Annotated in this window: 17 protein-coding genes; 5 read left to right on the top strand and 12 right to left on the bottom strand. The window is 64.6% G+C overall.

Annotation, left to right across the window (positions count from 1 at the left end; translation table 11 throughout):
* Positions 1–23: 23 nt before the first annotated feature.
* The 3 genes from AC1RR3_RS36070 to AC1RR3_RS36060 are packed head-to-tail and all read right to left on the bottom strand — an operon-like array spanning position 24 to position 2937.
* Positions 24–1313, bottom strand: a complete 1290-nt coding sequence (locus AC1RR3_RS36070; RefSeq protein WP_492829659.1) for a TRAP transporter large permease — start codon at positions 1311–1313, stop codon at positions 24–26.
* 12 nt (positions 1314–1325) lie between these two features.
* Entirely contained in the window at positions 1326–1880 is a 555-nt protein-coding gene (locus AC1RR3_RS36065; RefSeq protein WP_492829657.1) for a TRAP transporter small permease, read from the bottom strand.
* Positions 1881–1908: 28 nt separating this feature from the next.
* A complete protein-coding gene (locus AC1RR3_RS36060) occupies positions 1909–2937 on the bottom strand; it encodes a TRAP transporter substrate-binding protein (RefSeq protein ID WP_492829655.1) in 1029 nt (342 codons plus the stop codon).
* A gap of 228 nt (positions 2938–3165) precedes the next feature.
* Here AC1RR3_RS36060 and AC1RR3_RS36055 point away from each other — a divergent pair, with 228 nt between their 5' ends.
* From AC1RR3_RS36055 to AC1RR3_RS36040, 4 genes are read left to right on the top strand one after another with little or no spacing between them, the layout of a single operon-like run.
* On the top strand, positions 3166–4368 hold the full coding sequence (locus AC1RR3_RS36055; protein WP_492829653.1) for a CaiB/BaiF CoA transferase family protein: 1203 nt from the start codon (positions 3166–3168) through the stop codon (positions 4366–4368).
* Positions 4369–4376: 8 nt separating this feature from the next.
* Positions 4377–4865, top strand: a complete 489-nt coding sequence (locus AC1RR3_RS36050) for a MaoC family dehydratase (protein ID WP_492829812.1) — start codon at positions 4377–4379, stop codon at positions 4863–4865.
* On the top strand, positions 4865–5716 hold the full coding sequence (locus AC1RR3_RS36045; protein ID WP_492829651.1) for an HpcH/HpaI aldolase/citrate lyase family protein: 852 nt from the start codon (positions 4865–4867) through the stop codon (positions 5714–5716). Before AC1RR3_RS36050 ends, AC1RR3_RS36045 begins: the two co-directional genes overlap by 1 nt.
* Before the next feature lie 19 nt (positions 5717–5735).
* Positions 5736–6476, top strand: coding sequence for an IclR family transcriptional regulator (locus AC1RR3_RS36040; protein WP_492829649.1), 741 nt, complete (start codon positions 5736–5738; stop codon positions 6474–6476).
* 75 nt (positions 6477–6551) lie between these two features.
* Here AC1RR3_RS36040 and AC1RR3_RS36035 read toward each other — a convergent pair whose 3' ends face one another.
* The 9 genes from AC1RR3_RS36035 to AC1RR3_RS35995 all read right to left on the bottom strand — a co-directional run bounded on the left by AC1RR3_RS36035 (position 6552) and on the right by AC1RR3_RS35995 (position 16329).
* Positions 6552–7298 (bottom strand): transporter substrate-binding domain-containing protein, encoded by a 747-nt coding sequence (locus AC1RR3_RS36035; RefSeq protein WP_492829648.1) that lies wholly within the window; start codon positions 7296–7298, stop codon positions 6552–6554.
* Positions 7299–7560: 262 nt separating this feature from the next.
* The gene (locus tag AC1RR3_RS36030) at positions 7561–8352 is read right to left on the bottom strand and encodes a fumarylacetoacetate hydrolase family protein (RefSeq protein WP_492829646.1); all 792 of its coding nucleotides are present in this window, start codon (positions 8350–8352) and stop codon (positions 7561–7563) included.
* Between the two features lie 81 nt (positions 8353–8433).
* Positions 8434–9252 carry an alpha/beta fold hydrolase gene (locus AC1RR3_RS36025; RefSeq protein ID WP_492829644.1) on the bottom strand — a complete coding sequence of 273 codons (819 nt, stop codon included), beginning with the start codon at positions 9250–9252 and terminating at the stop codon, positions 8434–8436.
* Positions 9252–10040, bottom strand: coding sequence for an SDR family NAD(P)-dependent oxidoreductase (locus tag AC1RR3_RS36020; protein ID WP_492829642.1), 789 nt, complete (start codon positions 10038–10040; stop codon positions 9252–9254). Before AC1RR3_RS36020 ends, AC1RR3_RS36025 begins: the two co-directional genes overlap by 1 nt.
* A 9-nt stretch (positions 10041–10049) precedes the next feature.
* A complete protein-coding gene (locus AC1RR3_RS36015; protein ID WP_492829640.1) occupies positions 10050–11021 on the bottom strand; it encodes a Bug family tripartite tricarboxylate transporter substrate binding protein in 972 nt (323 codons plus the stop codon).
* Between the two features lie 43 nt (positions 11022–11064).
* On the bottom strand, positions 11065–12501 hold the full coding sequence (locus AC1RR3_RS36010) for an MmgE/PrpD family protein (RefSeq protein WP_492829638.1): 1437 nt from the start codon (positions 12499–12501) through the stop codon (positions 11065–11067).
* Positions 12502–12518: 17 nt separating this feature from the next.
* Entirely contained in the window at positions 12519–13973 is a 1455-nt protein-coding gene (locus tag AC1RR3_RS36005) for an MmgE/PrpD family protein (RefSeq protein ID WP_492829636.1), read from the bottom strand.
* The gene (locus AC1RR3_RS36000) at positions 13963–14997 is read right to left on the bottom strand and encodes a PdxA family dehydrogenase (RefSeq protein ID WP_492829634.1); all 1035 of its coding nucleotides are present in this window, start codon (positions 14995–14997) and stop codon (positions 13963–13965) included. Before AC1RR3_RS36000 ends, AC1RR3_RS36005 begins: the two co-directional genes overlap by 11 nt.
* An 18-nt stretch (positions 14998–15015) precedes the next feature.
* A complete protein-coding gene (locus tag AC1RR3_RS35995) occupies positions 15016–16329 on the bottom strand; it encodes a cation:dicarboxylate symporter family transporter (RefSeq protein ID WP_492829633.1) in 1314 nt (437 codons plus the stop codon).
* Between the two features lie 137 nt (positions 16330–16466).
* Between AC1RR3_RS35995 and AC1RR3_RS35990 the strand changes: the two genes are divergently transcribed.
* A complete protein-coding gene (locus AC1RR3_RS35990; RefSeq protein WP_492829631.1) occupies positions 16467–17435 on the top strand; it encodes a LysR family transcriptional regulator in 969 nt (322 codons plus the stop codon).
* Positions 17436–17464: the final 29 nt, after the last annotated feature.

The raw sequence follows: 17464 nt of genomic DNA, 5'->3' as shown, positions 1-17464 counted from the left end.
TTATTGGGAGCCGGGCTCCGATCCTAGCGCCCCATCTGCGAGGGCAGCCAGAGAATGATCGAGGGAAACGCCACCAGGATCGCGATCGCGATCAGGTGGGCGATGAAGTGCGGGAAGGTGCCGTGGAAGACTTCCGCCACCGGCCGCTTGGCGTAGCGGGCGACGATGAAGCAATTCAGCCCGACCGGTGGCGTGATCATGCCGACTTCGGCGGTGACGATCTTGATGACGCCGAACCAGATCGGATCGAAGCCGAGCGTCTTGATCAGCGGCAGCACGATCGGCACGGTCAGAACCAGGATCGCGATCTGGTCCATGAACGAGCCAAGCACGATGTAGCCGCACAGGATCAGCGTGATGATCACCCAGCGCGAGGCCGGTAGTGAGCCGATCCAGGCGACGAGGTCCTGCGTGACGTGGGTGAGCGTGAAGAAATAGCCGAAGATCGAGGCACCGACCAGGATCATGATGATCATGCAGGTGCCGTGGGAGGCGCGCAGCAGCGTATGGTAGAGCGAGCTAGGGGTGATCTTGCCCTTGACGATCGCGAGCAGGAAGGCACCGAAGGCGCCGAAGGCCGAGGCTTCCGTCGGCGTCGCGACGCCGAGATAGATCGTGCCTGTGACGATCGAGAACAGCACAACCATCGGCGAGACCTGCCACAGCAGGGCGAATTTCTCCGGCCACGGCACAGATTTCGCAGCCGGCGCGCGCGAAGGATCCTGCCAGACCAGGAAGTAGATCGTGGCCATGATGGTGAACGTCACCAGGATCGCCGGGACAATGCCGCTGATCAGCAGCTTGCCGATGTTCACTTCGGCCAGCAGGCCGAAAATGACGAGCGCCACGCTGGTCGGCAGCAGCATCGACAGCGTGCCTGAGATCGCAACCACGCCGGCGGCCATCTTCGGCTCGTAGCCCTGGCGGATCATCGCCGGAAGGCTGGTCGAGGACAGCGTCGCGGCCGAGGCCGTCGAGGTGCCGCAGATCGCGCCAAAACCGGCACCAGCGAGTGCGGTCGCCATGCCGAGGCCGCCGGGAATGCGGCCGACCCAAGCCGAAGCCGTCTTGAACAGATCATCCGCGACACCCGACAGCAGCACGAGGTCCGCCATCAAGAGAAACATCGGGATGGTGATCAGCTCGTAGGACGAGACGGTCGAGAGCGGCGCGGTCTGGAGAATACCGAACAGCGTGGGCCACCCGCCAACCATGACGAGGCCGACCGAGCCTGAGAACGCCATGGCGAAACCGACGGGCGTGCCGAGCGCAAGCAGGCCGAACAGCAAAGCGAGAACGATGAAAGGTGTCATGGAGGCCTGCCGTTACTCGAAGCTGCGGGCTTCGCCGACGCCGGTCACCGGCGGCAGCGGATAGAGGTCGCGGCCGCTGACGAGGCTCAGCACGTTGCCGACGAGCTGGAGCGCCAGCCGCAGCACCAGCACGCCGCAGCCGAACGGCACCAGCGCCGCCGATATCCAGGTCGGCCAGGGGATCGCGCCCGAGAGAACGTCATGTTGCTCGTAATTCTCCAGCGCCCGCTCGAACCCGACCTTGCAGATCAGGACGAACACGAACAGGCCGGCGAGCGCGGTGACGATCTCGGACAACCGTCGTCCCGTCGGAGAGAAGCGAGACAAGAGGATGTCGACGCCGACATGGACATGCTCGCGCAAGGCGTCCGACAGCGTGAAGAAGAACACGCCGGCGAGCAGATAGAGTCCGATCAGATCATAGGTGAAGGAGAACGGGCTGTTCAGCGCGTAACGCATGAACACGTCGGTCACGACAAGCATCATGATCACGAACATGAACACCACCGCGATCACCGTCAGCGCACGCTCCAGCGCGCCGAGCACATCTCCTGCCTGTTTGATCACGTTTCGCGCCTCCCTCTAGTGACCAGAATTACTTGGCGCCGCCGGTGGCGAGCAGATCCTCGAACTCCTTCAGCGCGGCGGAGGCCTGCTTGCCGCGGCTGTCGAGCCCGCTTGCCCACTCCTTGCCGACCCCCTTGAGCTTGTCCTTGATCTCGGCGCGCGTCGCCTCCGGCAGCGGATCGAAGCTGACGCCTTCGTCCTGCATCTGCTTCTTGGTGACCTCGCCTTCCTTGTCGACGTCGGCACAGGCTTTCGGCGTGATCGCTTCCGAGGCCTCGTTCATCGCCTTCTTCACATCGTCGGGCAGCTTGTCCCAGACCGACTGGTTGATGGAATAGGCGACGATGAAGCTGCCGAAGCTGACGCCTTCGGTGGCGTGCTTGACCAGCTTGTCGAGACCGTAGGACACGACGCTGTCGAGCGGGAACAGCAGGCCGTCCATCGTGCCGCGCGACAGCGACTCATAGGCATCGGGCGCGGCCATGCGCACCGGCACGGCGCTGAGCGCACGCAGTGTGAGATCCTGCGCGCCGCCGGTGGTGCGCAGCTTCAGGCCCTGCATATCCTTGGTGGTTTCCACCTTCGACTTGACTGTCCACACCTGGTAGGGCGGCAGCACCACGGCCATCAGCAGCTTGATCTTGTTCGGTGCATATTCCTGCTTGGCCAGGATGCCTTCGCGCGCGGTCTTCCAATAAGCGAGCGTGCCCTGGCAGCTGGTTGCGAACGCGCCCGGCAATTGCGCGACTTCCGACAGCGGCATCTTGTCGGAGACATAGGACGGTCCGATGTAGCCGATGTCGACCACGCCGGATTGCGTCAGCCGCAGCATGTCGGCCGCCTTGCCGATCTGCTGGTTCGGATAATAGGTGAAAGTCACCGCGCCATTGGTGCGCTTGGTGACGTCGTCCATCCAGGGCTTGAGCATCAGGCGGACGAGGTAGTGACCGGCAGGGAAGCTATCGGCGACCTTCAACTCCAGCGCCTGTGCCGACATTGTCGAGACCGGCAGCGAGAGCGCGAGTGCCGCGGCAGCCCAGACCAGATTTTTCTTCATTTCGTTTCTCCTTGACGCTCCCAACGCCGCAGGCGGCAGCGAACCGCTGCAGCACCGTCCGGCCCTCACTCCATTTCTTGCTTGAGGAAAATGTACATATATGTGAATTTATATGTCAAGTATATGAACTATGCATGGAGCTATGCACTTTGGCAGCGACGTGCCGAATTGACATCGCCATTTTCTGAACTCTAACTCCACGTATATGAATTTATCCCACGAGGCCCCATGGGACCGCTCGCCGGCTTCACCATTCTCGACCTGACCTCGGTGCTGATGGGCCCCTACGGCACCCAGGTGCTGGCGGACATGGGCGCTGACATCATCAAGGTCGAAAGCCCCGAGGGCGACATCGTTCGCCAGATCGGTCCCGGCCGCACGCCCGGCATGGGCGGGATGTTTCTCAACGCCAATCGCGGCAAGCGCAGCATCGTGCTCGACCTCAAGAAGACGGAAGGCCGCGAGACGCTGCTGCGGCTGGCCAAGCGCGCCAACGCGCTCGTCTATAATGTGCGCCCGCAGGCGATGGCGCGGCTCGGCCTCGACTACGAGACGCTGGCCGCGATCAACCCCGCCCTCGTCTATGTCGGCGCGTTCGGCTACGGCCAGTCCGGCCCCTATGCCGCAAAGCCCGCCTATGACGATCTGATCCAGGGCGCGGCCACCATTCCGACGCTGCTCGCTGCAGCCGGTGACGGCACGCCACGCTACGTCCCCGTCACCATCGCGGATCGCATTGTCGGCCTGATGATGGTCAACGCCATCATGGGCGGGCTGATGCACCAGCAGCGCACCGGCCAGGGCCAGCGTATCGACGTTCCCATGTTCGAATCGATGACCGAGTTTGTGCTGGTCGATCACTTGGGCGGTCTCACCTACGATCCGCCGCTCGACCATGGCGGCTATGCCCGCCTGCTCTCGCGCTATCGCAAGCCCTACAAGACCAGCGACGGTTATCTCTGCGTCCTCATCTACAATGACAAGCACTGGCGCAGCTTCTTCGAGGCGATCGGGCAGATTGAGTTCTTGCAGCAGCCCCGCTTCGCCAACCATGCGTCGCGGACCAAACATATCGACGAGATCTATGAGGAGATCGGTCACATCTTCCTCACGCGGACCACCGCTGAATGGCGCGAGCTGCTGGAACGCGCCGACATTCCGGTGATGCCGATGCACACGCTGGAGACGATTCTGGACGATCCGCATCTCAATGCGATCGACTTCTTCAGGACGATGGAACACCCCGTGGAGGGCCGCATCCGCCAGATGCGCGTGCCCTCCACCTGGAGCGTGACTCAGCCGGAACCCGGTGGCCCCGCGCCGACGCTCGGCCAGCACAGCCGCGACATTTTATCCGAGGCCGGCTTCTCGGCTGAGGAGATCGAACAGCTCGCAGAGCAGAAAGCAGTTCATTTGGCAGCGCCGTCCTAAGGGCAGCGCTGGCCAAATCGCAACGATATAGGGAGGAAACCGCGATGGCCGGACTTTATTTCGAAGACTTTTCCGTAGGCCAGGAGTTCAGGCATCCGCTGACCCGGACCGTCACGGAGATGGACAACACCATGTTCAGCCTGCTGACGCTCAACCCGCAGCCGCTGCATATCGACGCGCACTTCTCGGCCCAGACCGAGTTCGTCCAGCGCATTTTCAACAGCCTTTACACCCTCGGCATCATGATCGGCATGACGGTCTATGATACGACCATGGGCACCACCGTCGCCAATCTCGGCATGACCGACGTGACCTTTCCGAAACCGGTCTTCCACGGCGACACCTTGCGGGCGACGACCAAGGTGCTTTCGTTGCGGGAATCCAAATCGCGCCCCAAGGCGGGCATCGTCGAGTTCGAGCATCACGCCTTGAACCAGAACGACGAGATCGTCGGGAAATGCCGCCGCATGGCGATGATGCACAAGAGGCCGGTCTGATGCGTTCGATGCTGTTCGTGCCGGGCGATTCCCCGCGCAAATTCGAGAAAGCGAGCGAAGGCAAAGCCGACGCGCTGATTATCGATCTCGAGGATTCCGTCGTCAGCGACAAGAAGCCGGAGGCACGTGGGCTCACGCTTGCGATGCTGAAGAGCCGTCCCGGCCCGCACCAGCTCTATGTCCGCGTCAACGCGCTCGACACCGGCATGACGCTCGCCGATCTCGCCGCGGTGATGCCGGGCAAGCCCGACGGCATCGTGCTGCCGAAATCGCAAGGCGGCGACGACGTGCGGCAGGTTGCAACCTGGCTCGAAGCTTTGGAAGCTGCGGCCGGCATCGCGGTCGGCGCGACACGCATCGTGTGCGTCGCGACTGAGACCGCCGGCTCGATCTTCGGGCTCGGCAGCTACAAGGGCTGTTCCCCTCGCCTCGCCGGATTGATGTGGGGCGCGGAAGATCTCTCGGCGTCGCTCGGCGCGACCGAGAAAGCGTCGGGCGGCGTGTTCCACAGCCCCTATCGCCTCGCCCGCGATCTCTGCCTGATGGCGGCAGCGGCGGCCGAGGTTGCGCCGATCGACACCGTCTATACCGACATCGAGAACCTCACAGGCCTCGAGCAGGAAACGCGTGCGGCACGCCGTGACGGTTTTTCGGCGAAGGCGCTGATCCATCCCAAACATGTCGATGTCGTCAACGCGGCGTTCGAGCCGACCGAAGCCGAGCGCACATGGGCGGAGAAGGTGATCGCGGCGTTCGCGAGCAACCCGAACTCCGGCACGCTGCGGCTCGACGGCCAGATGATCGACAAGCCGCATCTCCGCGCCGCGAAGAAGATCCTCGGCCAGCCATAGATCGGGACACCGCACCGCCATGATCGTTCGCCAAGCCGCAAACGTCCTGGAGATCATGGAATTCTTCGCGCAAACGAGGAAGCCGGCGACGCTTGCCGAGATCGCCGATCATTTCGGCTGGCCGCGCTCCTCGACCTTCAACCTGCTCGCGACGCTGTCGGAGAAGGGCTATCTCTATGAGCCGCGGCCGCGCGCCGGCTTCTATCCGACGCCGCGCTGGCTGGCGATGGCGCGGCTGATCTCGGAGGTCGAGCCGCTGCCGCCGTGGACGCACACGTTGATCGCCGATCTCTCGGCGGAGACCGGCGAGACGGCCTCTATCGTCGCGCCAGCCGGCGTCATGGCTGTCTTCATCGACGTCGTCGAGTCCCAGGCCGCGATCCGCTATTTCGCGACCATCGGCCACCGCGTGCCGATCCACGCCACCGCGAGCGGCCGCGCACTGCTGCTGCAATACTCGCAAGAAGAGCGCGACTCGGTCTATCGCAAGATCGAGTTCAAGCAATACGGCCCGTCGACGCCGATCAGCATCGACGCGGTCGAGACCGAGCTACGCAACTCGATCGCGCGCGGCTATTGCCAGAGTTTTGCCGATTACAGCCGCGATCTCGCGGGTGCGGCGATCCCGCTGCCGGTTGGGGATCGCAGACTCTCCGTCGTCGTTGCCGGGCCTGAGTTTCGGATTGGACCGAAGGTCGCGGAAGTGGCGGCGTTGATCGCGCGGACGGTGGACAGGTTGAGGCCGAAGGCTGCGGCTTAGAGGACTAAAGCCGAGACGCCGGCCGCGCCGACGGTGCGCCCCCTCGCCCCGTTCTTACGGGGAGAGGTTAAGAAACTACGGCGCAACCTTGTCGCCGGTGAACCCGTTGCCGTCGAGCGCGCGGCGGACTGTGCCGTCCGCTTTGGCCTCATCGAGGAAATGCGCGGCCCAAACCTTTGCCGCCACCTTGCCCTTGGGAACGACCACGACCACGCCGGTCGACTGGATCACCTCGTCCAGCACCTTCGTTCCCGGCAGCTTTCGCGACAGATCTTCCAGCGCCCCCATGCCCATCGCGAGAGCATCGAGCTCCCCCTTGCCGATCAGCGCAGCCGCTTCCTCAGGCTTCACGAACTTCGTCAGCTTGGCTTGCTTCAACGACTTCTCGACCGTGCGCGACGTCGATGTCCCCTCGATGCAGCCGACGCGCATGCCGGCGCGGTCGACATCGGCGACGGAGCGGATGTCCGAGCCGGCACGGACGAGATAGCCGCTCATATAGGCGACATAGGCGGGGCCCTGCTCCACGAACGGCTCTCGCTTGACGTCCGCCGGCATGAAGGAGAGATCCCAGATGTCCTTGCCGCTGGCGCCGGCGATCTCGTCGGAGCTCTGGTACTCGACGAGCTGCAGCGGGACATGCAGCCTATCGGCCGCAGCCTTGGCAAGCTCGACGGTGACGCCGCGCGGCTTTCCGCTCGAAGGATCGCGCGTGGTCCAGAATGCCGACGCGGCGGGGCCGACGGCCACTGCGACCCGCAGCGTACCCGAAGGCGCGATGTCGGCGGAGCCCTCGGCTTTTGCACCGTGAATGCCGGTCATCGCCAAGACCAAGCCCAACGCACCACTCAAACCACGCCGCAGCATCTTGCGCCTCCAAGGTTGGACGACCCGCCAAATCGACGGTGCGCTCCCTCGCCGCGTTCTTACGGGGAGAGGGTTGGGGTGAGGGGCCTCTCTCCCCACGCGAGGTCGTCGAGAGACCTGTACCCCCTCACCCGGATTGCGCCGGACGATGCTTCGCATCGCCGGGGCAATCCGACCTCTCCCCGCAAGCGGGGCGAGGTAAAGAAAGCGACCGCCACTACGCGATCTTGATCGACATGTCCGGCAGGCCCTCGAGCTTGCACAGGAGCACGTCGCCCTTCACCACCGGGCCGACATTCTCCGGCGTGCCGGAATAGATGATGTCCCCGGCCTTCAGCTCGAACGCCTCCGACAGCTTTGCGATCTGCTCGGCGACGCTCCAGATCATCTTGCTGAGATCGGAGCTCTGCTTCACGGTGCCGTTGATCGCGAGCGAAATCGCCCCCTTCTCGAAATGGCCGGTCTTGCTCGCGGGGTGGATCGGGCCGATCACCGCAGCGTGGTCAAAGCTCTTGCCGATCTCCCATGGCTTCTTTTCCGCGGCCATGCCGTTCTGGAGGTCGCGCCGGGTCATGTCGAGGCCGAGCGCGTAGCCGTAGACATGGTCGAGCGCCTTCTCGGCCGGAATATTGGTGCCGCCGGATTTCAGCGCGGCGACCAGCTCGACCTCGTGATGATAATTCTTGGTCAGCGACGGATAGGGATGATCGGCGACCTCGCCCACCGCGACGTTCTGGATCGCATCCGTCGGCTTCTGGAAGAAGAACGGCGGCTCGCGGTTCGGATCCGAGCCGCGCTCGATCGCGTGCGCGGCGTAGTTACGGCCGATGCAATAGATGCGGCGGACTTGGAACACGCTGGTTTCGCCGACGATCGGGATCGCCACCATCGGTACCGGGAAGATCGGCTTGGGCGCGGCCTGCGCTGCGGCCGGCGCGGTATCAGTGAGGCCCGCCGCCGTCATCGCGGCTGCGGCCGTGAGCACGTTGCGGCGCGTGGTTTTTGTCATGGCTTCACTCCCTGCTCTTTCTTGTCGGAACGGCAGTCATAGAACCAAACGGCGGGCGGGCCAATGCCCGCCCTGTACGTCTTAAGTCGCGACGCGATCGAAGAACTCCCTAACTTTTCGCGCGCAGACGTCCGGGTCGGTGGCGGCGACGTGATAGGAATCGCCGGGCAGCACTTCGAGCTTCGAACCTGGAATCGTCTCCTGCCAGGCCTTGACGGAGGCGACATCGCCGAGCCCCGAGCCAGTCGTGGTGATCACCAGGGCCGGGCGCTTGATGGACGGAAGCTCGCCGGTGACATCGACGGTCGGCACCATCTGAAGAAACGCCTCCAGCGTCGACGCCTTGGTCTTCGACATCAGAGCGATCCACCAGTCCAGCGCCGCCGGCGGCAGCGAGGAGCCGAGCCGGCCGGCCGTGGTCTCGCGCACCCAGGGCTCGACGCCGTGCTCGCGGATCTGCTTGCGCCAGGTCGGCGCCCGCTCGTTGAACGAGGTGAGCGAAGCCGGCGCACCGACCGCGGCGACCGCGATCACGCGATCCGGATGCTTGGCTGTAAGATGCATCGCCAGCGTGCCGCCGATCTTGCCGCCGACCAGGAAGACCCGCTCGAGCTTCAGCGCATCGAGCATCCGGATGATGTCGTCGCCGAGGCCCGCGAAACGATAGACATAGTCGCCCTGCATCGGCGTCGAATCGCCGTAGCCGCGCAAATCGGGGCGCACCACCAGATGATGCGTGGCGAAGTACGGCACCCAGCGCCGGAACGCTTCGCCGCTTTCGGCGAGCCCATGCAGCATCACGACCGGCGGCTTGGTGTCCCATGGCAGCAGATAATCGTCGATGCGAACCGCAAGCTCGCAATCGTCGCTGACACCGATCTTCCGCAGTTCGCTACCCATCAGATACACCTCGTTCCACCGCCATCGACATTGATGCAGGTACCAGTAATGAAGGACGCGCGGTCTGAACAGAGGAACGCGACGAGGCCGGACACCTCGTGCGGCTGCCCGACGCGGCCGAGCGGCACCGAGGCGATGGCCGCGGCATTGGTCGCGCCCTGGCCCTGCCCCGAGATCGCCGCGCCCTGAGAGATCAGGCTGTCCCAGCGATCGGTCTGCACCGGTCCGGGATTGACGCCTGTCACCAGCACATTGTCGGGCGCGCATTCCTCTGCCAGCGCCAGCGTGAAGTTCAACAGCGCCGCATTGACCGCGCCGCCCGCCATATAGGCCGCGCGCGGCTGGTGGCCGCTGCGGCCGATGATGTTGATGACGCGCCCCCAGCGCCGGTCGCGCATCTCCGGAAGAACGTCGCGGGCGCAGCGCATGTAGCCGAGCAGTTTCAGCTCGATCGACTTGGCCCAAATCGCATCCGGCGTCTCGGCAATCCGGCCCATTGGCGAAGCACCGGCATTGTTGACGAGAATGTCGATGCGGCCGAATGCCTCGCGCGCACTCGCCATTGCACGGGCGATGTCGTCGGGTCTGGTCATGTCGCCAGCGCAGGCGATCACGCGCCGGCCCGTATCCCGTGACATCTCCGTGGCAGCCGCGGCAAGACGTTCTGCGTCCCTCGCGACGATGACGACATGCGCCTGCTCGCGCGCAAGCTCGGCGGCGATGGCGCGGCCGATGCCGATACTGCCGCCGGTGACGACGGCAACCTTGCCGCCCAGATTGAGATCCATGACGCTGCCTTAATCCACGGTGGCGCCCGAGGCCTTGACGAGCTTGCCCCACTTTGCGGTTTCGTCCGTCATGAACTGCCCGAATGCGTCGCCGAAAACCGTACCCGGCTCAGCCCCAAGCTCGGCGAGGCGCTTCTTCACGTCCGGCATCTTCAAAATGGTCTCGAGTTCGCCGCTCAGCTTGGCAAGCGCGGGAGCAGGCGTCTTCGCCGGCGCCACCAGTCCGAACCAGGATGAGGCTTCGAAGCCCGGAATGGTCTCGGCCACCGTCGGCACGTCGGGCAGCGCATCGGCGCGCTTGGCGCCGGCAACTGCGATCGCATTGATGGCCTTGCCCTGCACCTGTGGCAGCACCGCGGGCATGTTGTCGAACATGAACGGGATCTGCCCGGCGAGCAGATCGTTCATCGCCGGCGCCGCGCCGCGATAAGGCACGTGGACGATATCGACACCGGCCATGCTCTTGAGCAGCTCGCCCGCCAGATGATTGGTCGAACCCATGCCGGACGAGCCAAAATTCAGCGAGCCTGGCTTGGCCTTGGCCAGCGCGATCAGCTCGCCCACGTTCTTCGCCTGCACCGACGGATAGACCACCAGCACGATCGGCACCGACGCGATCAGCGCCACCGGCGCGAAGGCCTTGGCCGGATCGAACGGCAGCTTCTTGTAGAGCGAGCCGTTGATCGTCAATGGAGGCGGTGCAGTCAACAGCAAAGTGTAGCCGTCAGGCTCGGCGCTCGCGACCGTTTCTGCGCCAATGTTGCCGCCGGCACCAGCGCGATTCTCGACGAGGAAGGTCTGGCCGTTCCGCTCGGTCAGTTTCTGGGCGACGATCCGGGCGATGATGTCGTTGGAGCCGCCGGCCGGGAACGGCACGATGATCTTGACGGGGCGGGACGGATAGTCCTGCGCGAACGCTGGACCGGACAGCAGGATCGCGCCGCAGGCGGCAAGTACCCAGCGGCGGCAGTAGCGGTACATCAGGCGTTTCCTCCCTTTTTGTTTATCGTTGATCGCCTGGAATTCAGGTGGTCATCAACGGCGTCAGCTTGCCGATATCGTCGATCCTCTCGAGATTGCGGATCTGCTCGATCAGCTTCTCCGATTTCTCCGCGCCCAGCACCGGCGCGATCAGGTCGCGGGTCTTCGCCGCCACTGCGTCCGTATTCAGCGGATTCTCCTTGGTGCCCGGCGGATATTTGGTGAAGTGCTCCACCTTCTTGCCATCGATCAATGTCACCTCGACGACAGCGCCGCGCGGCGCAGCCGGGTCCATCAGCGCCTTGTCGCCGGCCAGCGTCACCTTGGCGCGCTGTTCCAGGATTTTTGGATCGTGCATCAGCGCGACATCGTGGCTGTCGTTGAAGGAGACGGCGCCCTTGACCAGCGCGACCGCCACGAGGTGCTGGCAATTGACGTCAGGCATCGCGCTCTCGCCCACAATCCCCATCGCATCGGTCGGCAGCTTGACCAGGATGCTACGGACGTTATCTGGCGTGAGGCTGTGCTGCTTGCGCAGCGTCAGCGTCGCATCCAGCGGCGACTGGATAGGATAGCCGACCGAAAAGGTCTTGATCGCGGTCTCGGTGACGTAGAAGCGGCTGCCGAGATCCTTCACCATCTCTTCCGGCTTCGGGTCGGTCGAGAGCGCGATGAAAAGATTATGCGTGCCGTCGAGCACGTCGTCGACGCCGGTCAGGCCGTTCTTGACCATGTCGACCGCCATCACGCCGTTGCGGGCGCCCATGCCGGCGAAATCGAACGCCTTCTCGATGTGGTCGTGGTCCTTCACCCAGCTCCAGAGGCCGGAAACCTGCTGCGACGAATAGGAGATGGCGTAACGCATCCCCTTCTCGTCGAGCCGGGCCAGCGATGCCGCGGCGCCCAGCGCGCCGAAGGTCGAGGATGTTCCCTCGGCACTGCGGTGCGAGCCGCGCACGATATCCGGGCCCAGCGCCATCAACAGGCGGCAGGTCAGGTCATAGCCGAGCGCGACGGCCCGGATGACATCCTGTCCGCTGCGGTGCTCCCGCTCGCCGAACGCCAACGCAGCGGGGACCACGGAGCATCCGGGATGCGCCTTGGTGACCGGCTCGAAATCGTCGGTCTCGTCGGCATGCGCACACATCGCATTGGCCAGCGCAGCGTTCACCGCCGTGGTACGGAAGTTGGAGCCGACCACGGACGCCTGTGCGTCGCCGCCGAGCGTGCGGGCATATTTCAGCGCCATCTCGCCCGGCCTCATGCGCGAGCCCGATACCATCGCACCAAGCGTGTCGAGGATGCGGTGTTTGCATTCGAGCAGCACCTTTTCCGGCAGCTCCTGGTCGCGGGCGGCGACCATGTAGCGGGCAAGCCGTTCGGTGACGCCAGGGCCGGCAGCGCGGGCCGCGTGGCCCCCGGTGGCGGCCAGAGCGGCGATCGATCCGGCGGATTGGAGGAAGCGACGGCGTGAGGGCATTCCAATTGACTCCAGAATCAGGACGAGACCGACATCTTGGCGATTTCCGCCGCGCTGACCAGACCTTCGACGTTCCAGCATGCGTCCATGACACGGCGGATCATCGCTGTGGGAATGATTCCGTCCGCGAGGTCGGAGAACTTGGTCTCGAGCTGCTTGTCGGTCATCGGCACTTCGACGCTGCCGATCGCATGCTCGATGTAACGGTTGAGCTTGCGGCCGTCCTTGAGCACGACGGTGAGATCGACCTGCTCCGGTTTGATGCCAGGCGTGATGACCGGGACCACCTTCTCGCGCAGCGCGACGATGGTGGGATCGGTCACGGCACGGTCGCTGAACTGCTTTTCGCCGCCGGCGCCTTCGACGATCGCGACCGCAACCGAATGGTAGATGCTGAACTTGCCTTCGAGACCGACCTTAGGCGTCTTCTTGCCGGTCAGCTCCAGCACCAGCGGATGGATCTTGAGGTCGACCCGCTCGATCTGGTCGGCGGTCAGCTTGTTCTCGTTGCGGAGCTGGATCGCCGCATCGATCGCCGGATGTATGACGATGCCGCAGGCAAACGGCTTGTAGGTGTTGAGCGCGGCCTCGTAACGCTTGCCGAGGTCGCCCAGAATCTCGTTGTAATCCTGCTTGGTGCTGATCGTATTGGCCCAGCCGCGCTTGGCCTCGATCATCGCGTCGGAGGAGGTGAAATTCTTCGAGGCCAGGATCGCCGCGAAGATACCGCTGGAGGCTGCACGGCCCGGATTAAAACTCTTGTTCATCGAGCCGAAGGATTCGCGCAGGCCCACCGGTTGGGATGCGGCCAGCCCAAGCGCCCAGGTCATCTGCTGCTCGTTCAGCTTCAACAGCTTGCCGACGGCTGCCACCGAGCCGAACACGCCGGCCGTGCCGGTGATGTGCCAGCCGACATCGTAGTGGTTCGGATAGACGGAGTTACCGATCCGGCACTCGGTCTCGACGCCGAGCACCAGCGCGTTCAGGAATTCCTTGCCGGAGACCGGCTGCATTTCCGACAGCGCGAGGATCGCGGAGGCCACCGGGCCCGCGGGATGGATGATCGTCTTCAGATGGGTGTCGTCATAGTCGAAGATGTGGCTCGACACGCCGTTGATGAAAGCCGCGTTCATGATGTCGAACCGCTCACGCCGTCCGAACAGCGAGGCCTGCTGCGGACCCGAGAACGGGCCGAGCGCTGACACCGCGATGTCGACCGTCTCGTGATGCGAGCCGCCGATGGCGACACCGACCCAGTTCAGCAGTGTGCGAACGCCCTCTTTCCGGACATTCGCCGGCAAATCGTCATAGCTCGCCGTGACGAGATAATGCGCCAGCGCGCGCGTGACCTCCTTGGGCGGTGCGGCGGCGGGGGCCACGGCCTGAGCTTGCGCGAAGGCGGCATTGGCGCCGACGGTGGCGAGCGGCAGCGCGGCCGCCGCCTGGAGCAGGGTCCTGCGATCAGTGTGCATAGGCTGCCTCCTTGACCTTGATCGATACCAGTTGTGCCGCAAGACGTACCGCGCTTTCGAGCGCGCCGGTCTTGGCGACGCCCGTCCCCACGATATCGAACGCCGTGCCGTGCGACGGCGTGGTGAAGACAGTCTCGAGCCCGGCAGTGACGGTGACGCCGCGGTTGAAGCCGCGCAGCTTGGTCGCGATCTGGCCCTGGTCATGATACATCGCGACCACGCTGTCGAACTCGCCGGCAAAGGCGCGAATATAGACGGTGTCGGCCGGATAAGGACCGGTGCAGGCGATGCCGGTCTTCGCGGCGGCTTCGACGGTCGGGCGGATCATCTCGATCTCGTCGCGACCGAACAGGCCGTTCTCACCCGCATGCGGATTGAGGGCCGCGACCGCGATGCGCGGCTTGACGACGCCCGCCTTGCGCATCATGCGATCGACCAGCTCGATCGCATCGGTGATGCTCTCGGGATGAATGCCGTCCAGCGCCTCGCGCAGCGACTGGTGCCCGGTGACGCGGGACATCCACTGCCCGTCGAGCACATTCATCTCGGAGAAATAGGTCTTGTGGCCGAGCAGGCTCGCGAACATCTTGTGCTCGTCGGGGAACTTCCAGCCGCCGTCGAACATCGCACGCTTGTTCAGCGGCGCGAAGGTGATGGCGTCGACCTCGCCTGCCTTGGAGAAGTCGATGGCACGCGACAATGTATCGCCGGTCAGCCGGCCCGATTCCGCGCTGGCTTTGCCGAGCGGGATTTTGGCGGGATCGGTGTTGCCGAGATCGACCAGCTGCACCGCGCCGCGGCCCCAATTGGCCGCCTTGGGGGAGGCGATCCGCTCGACCTTCAGCTTCACGCCGGCATGCGCCATGCCCATCTCGAGCACGCGGGCATCGCCGACCACGACGAGGCGGGCGACATCGGCGAGGCGGTCGTCCGATAGGATGCGCGCGACCTGTTCGGGGCCGATCCCGGTGCAATCGCCAGGAGTCAGCGCGATGACGGGCAGTTCATTGGTGTTGGTAGCCATACTGGAAACCTTGGATCCTTACTTCGCTGCTTGGATTTGAGCGGCGGACTGAACCCAGTCCTCGCGGTTGAATTCCCCATCCCATTTCGCGACCACGATGGCGGCGACGGCATTGCCGATGGTGTTGGTGATGGCACGCGCCAGCGACATGAAGCGATCGATGCCGAGCAATAACGCCAGGCCCTCCGCCGGCAGTCCTGCAGCGATCACGGTCGCGGCGAGCGCGGCGAACGCACCGCCGGTGACGCCGGCCGCCCCCTTGCTGGTGAACAGCATCACCACGAACAGGCTGAGCTGCTGCGCCGCGCTAAGCTCGATGCCGTAGACCTGGGCGACGAACATCGTCGAGAGCGGCAGCGTCAGTGCGACGCCGTCGAGATTGAAGGAATAGCCGGAGGGAATGACGAGGCCGGCGACCGCCCGCCCCACGCCCGCCTTCGGCAGCTTCTCCATCATGCCGGGGATCGCCGTCTCCGACGAGGAGGTGCCGAGCACGACCAGCAGTTCGGTGCGCAGGAGGCGCAACAGGTCCATCAGGCGAATGCCGGCCAGGCGGCAGATCGTGCCGAGGACAACGAAGATGAAGAACGCCATCATCGCCCAAGCCGTGCCGACCAGCAGCGCCAGCGCATAGAGCGTGGCGGCGCCGAACTTCGCGACCGTGAAGGCCATGGCGCCGAAGGCGCCGATCGGGGCAAGTGCCACGACGACATGCACGACGCTGAAGACAAGCTCGGTCACCCGCTCCAGGCCCGTCCGCAGCGGTCCGGCTTTCTCGCCGAGCAGCAACAGGCCGATGCCGCACAGCAGCGCGAGCACCAGCACCTGGAGCACGTCGCCGGCTGCGAACGCACCGACGAAGCTTTCGGGGATCATGTGCTGGATGTAGGCCGACAGCGAGCCGACATGAGCTTGCTGATAACGCGCGACCGTCTCGGCCTGCTGAGCGGTTGCATGCGCCACGCCCGCACCGGGCTGAACCCAGCGCACCACGACGAAGCTGAACAGCAGGCACAAGGTCGTCACCGCCTCGAAATAGACGAAGGCCTTGAGGCCGATGCGGCCCACCGCCTTCATGTCGCCGACCTGCGCGATGCCGGTGACCACGACCAGGAAGATCAGCGGCGCGATCGTCATCTTGATCAGCGAGATGAAGGCATCGCCGAGCGGCTTGAATTCAACCGCGACGGTCGGGAGCAGGAAACCGAACAACGCGCCGAGCGCAGCACCGGCAACCACCAGGACATATTGCTCACGCCAGAGCGGCTTGCGGCGACCTTCGGAAACCGGCCTCGAGATGGGCTCAGACAGCGGCGTTGCGGCGATCTGCAATTTACGTTCCTCCAACGGCATCGGTGCGCCATGCGAAGGTGGCGCTTTGTTCTTGTCTTACGATGCCGTTTACATTGGACCAGCGGTGTGTCAGGCGCTAATGCCGTATCGGTATGATTTGAGGACAAAACGTTATTATGGACCTGGTCTGGCTGGAGGACTTCCTTGCCATCGCCGACGAGGGCGGGTTCTCCCGCGCCGCCGAGCGACGGCACGTGACCCAGCCGGCGCTGAGCCGCCGCATCAAATCGCTCGAGGAGTGGCTGGGAACGCCGCTGTTCGAACGTTCGACCCATACGATCACCCTCACCGCAGCCGGAGAAAGCTTTCGTCCCGTCGCCGAGGACGTGCTGCGCCGGGTCCTGGTCGGACGGGAGGAAGCGCTCGAAGTGGCGCGGCTGAAAGCCGAGACCATCACCTTCGCCGCTACGCATTCACTGTCGCAGACCTTCTTTCCGGAATGGATCCGCAACTCTGACGGCGCGCGGGCCGGCACGGCCGTCCAGCTTGTCGCCTCGAATTTCGCGGGCTGCGAGAAGCTGCTGCTGGACGCACAGGCTCATTTCATGCTCGCGCACTATCATCCGTCGCTGGTGAGCCGCCTCGACATGGACCGCTTCCAGCGCATCGATCTGGCCACCGACGTTTTAATCCCGATCAGTGCGCCGGCTGCAAAGCCAGGCCGGGCTGGACGTAGCGGCAAGAAGGCACAGCCCCGCTACGCCCTGCCCGGCGCATCCGGAGCGCCGCTGCCCTATCTCGCCTACCACCCGGGTTCGGGCGTGGGCCGATTGGTCACATCGTTCCTGGCGACGAAGGATCCAGCAGCCTGGCTCGTCCCCGGCTTCGCCGCACCGGTCATGCTGCTGATCGACATGGCGCGCGAAGGCCGCGGCGTGACATGGGCGCCGATGAGCCTCGTTCGCGCCGACCTCGACAGCGGCCGCCTGCTGCGCGCGGGCGGCGCCGAATGGGACATCCCGATCAGCGTCTCGCTGTTTCGCGCGCGGGCCCGCATGACGCGGGCGGCTGAGAATTTCTGGAATTCGGTGCGCAAGGGCCGGCCGGCCGGGAAATCGGCCGCGACAGCGCCTCGATCGAGGTAGGGAACGACCGGGGACTGCGCCCCGTAGCA

This window comes from Bradyrhizobium sp. GW821-FHT13H05 (genome assembly GCF_058804065.1).
Note: the sequence above shows the minus strand (reverse complement) of the source record. Positions and strands in the feature narration are given on the sequence as shown.

Excerpts from the sequence above, each read along its gene's own strand:
- AC1RR3_RS36070 (WP_492829659.1), bottom strand. The coding sequence starts at position 1,313 with ATGACACCTTTCATCGTTCTCGCTTTGCTGTTCGGCCTGCTTGCGCTC.
- AC1RR3_RS36060 (WP_492829655.1), bottom strand. The coding sequence starts at position 2,937 with ATGAAGAAAAATCTGGTCTGGGCTGCCGCGGCACTCGCGCTCTCGCTG.
- AC1RR3_RS36055 (WP_492829653.1), top strand. The coding sequence starts at position 3,166 with ATGGGACCGCTCGCCGGCTTCACCATTCTCGACCTGACCTCGGTGCTG.
- AC1RR3_RS36045 (WP_492829651.1), top strand. The coding sequence starts at position 4,865 with ATGCGTTCGATGCTGTTCGTGCCGGGCGATTCCCCGCGCAAATTCGAG.
- AC1RR3_RS36040 (WP_492829649.1), top strand. The coding sequence starts at position 5,736 with ATGATCGTTCGCCAAGCCGCAAACGTCCTGGAGATCATGGAATTCTTC.
- AC1RR3_RS36035 (WP_492829648.1), bottom strand. The coding sequence starts at position 7,298 with ATGACCGGCATTCACGGTGCAAAAGCCGAGGGCTCCGCCGACATCGCG.
- AC1RR3_RS36030 (WP_492829646.1), bottom strand. The coding sequence starts at position 8,352 with ATGACAAAAACCACGCGCCGCAACGTGCTCACGGCCGCAGCCGCGATG.
- AC1RR3_RS36025 (WP_492829644.1), bottom strand. The coding sequence starts at position 9,252 with ATGGGTAGCGAACTGCGGAAGATCGGTGTCAGCGACGATTGCGAGCTT.
- AC1RR3_RS36020 (WP_492829642.1), bottom strand. The coding sequence starts at position 10,040 with ATGGATCTCAATCTGGGCGGCAAGGTTGCCGTCGTCACCGGCGGCAGT.
- AC1RR3_RS36015 (WP_492829640.1), bottom strand. The coding sequence starts at position 11,021 with ATGTACCGCTACTGCCGCCGCTGGGTACTTGCCGCCTGCGGCGCGATC.
- AC1RR3_RS36010 (WP_492829638.1), bottom strand. The coding sequence starts at position 12,501 with ATGCCCTCACGCCGTCGCTTCCTCCAATCCGCCGGATCGATCGCCGCT.
- AC1RR3_RS36005 (WP_492829636.1), bottom strand. The coding sequence starts at position 13,973 with ATGCACACTGATCGCAGGACCCTGCTCCAGGCGGCGGCCGCGCTGCCG.
- AC1RR3_RS36000 (WP_492829634.1), bottom strand. The coding sequence starts at position 14,997 with ATGGCTACCAACACCAATGAACTGCCCGTCATCGCGCTGACTCCTGGC.
- AC1RR3_RS35990 (WP_492829631.1), top strand. The coding sequence starts at position 16,467 with ATGGACCTGGTCTGGCTGGAGGACTTCCTTGCCATCGCCGACGAGGGC.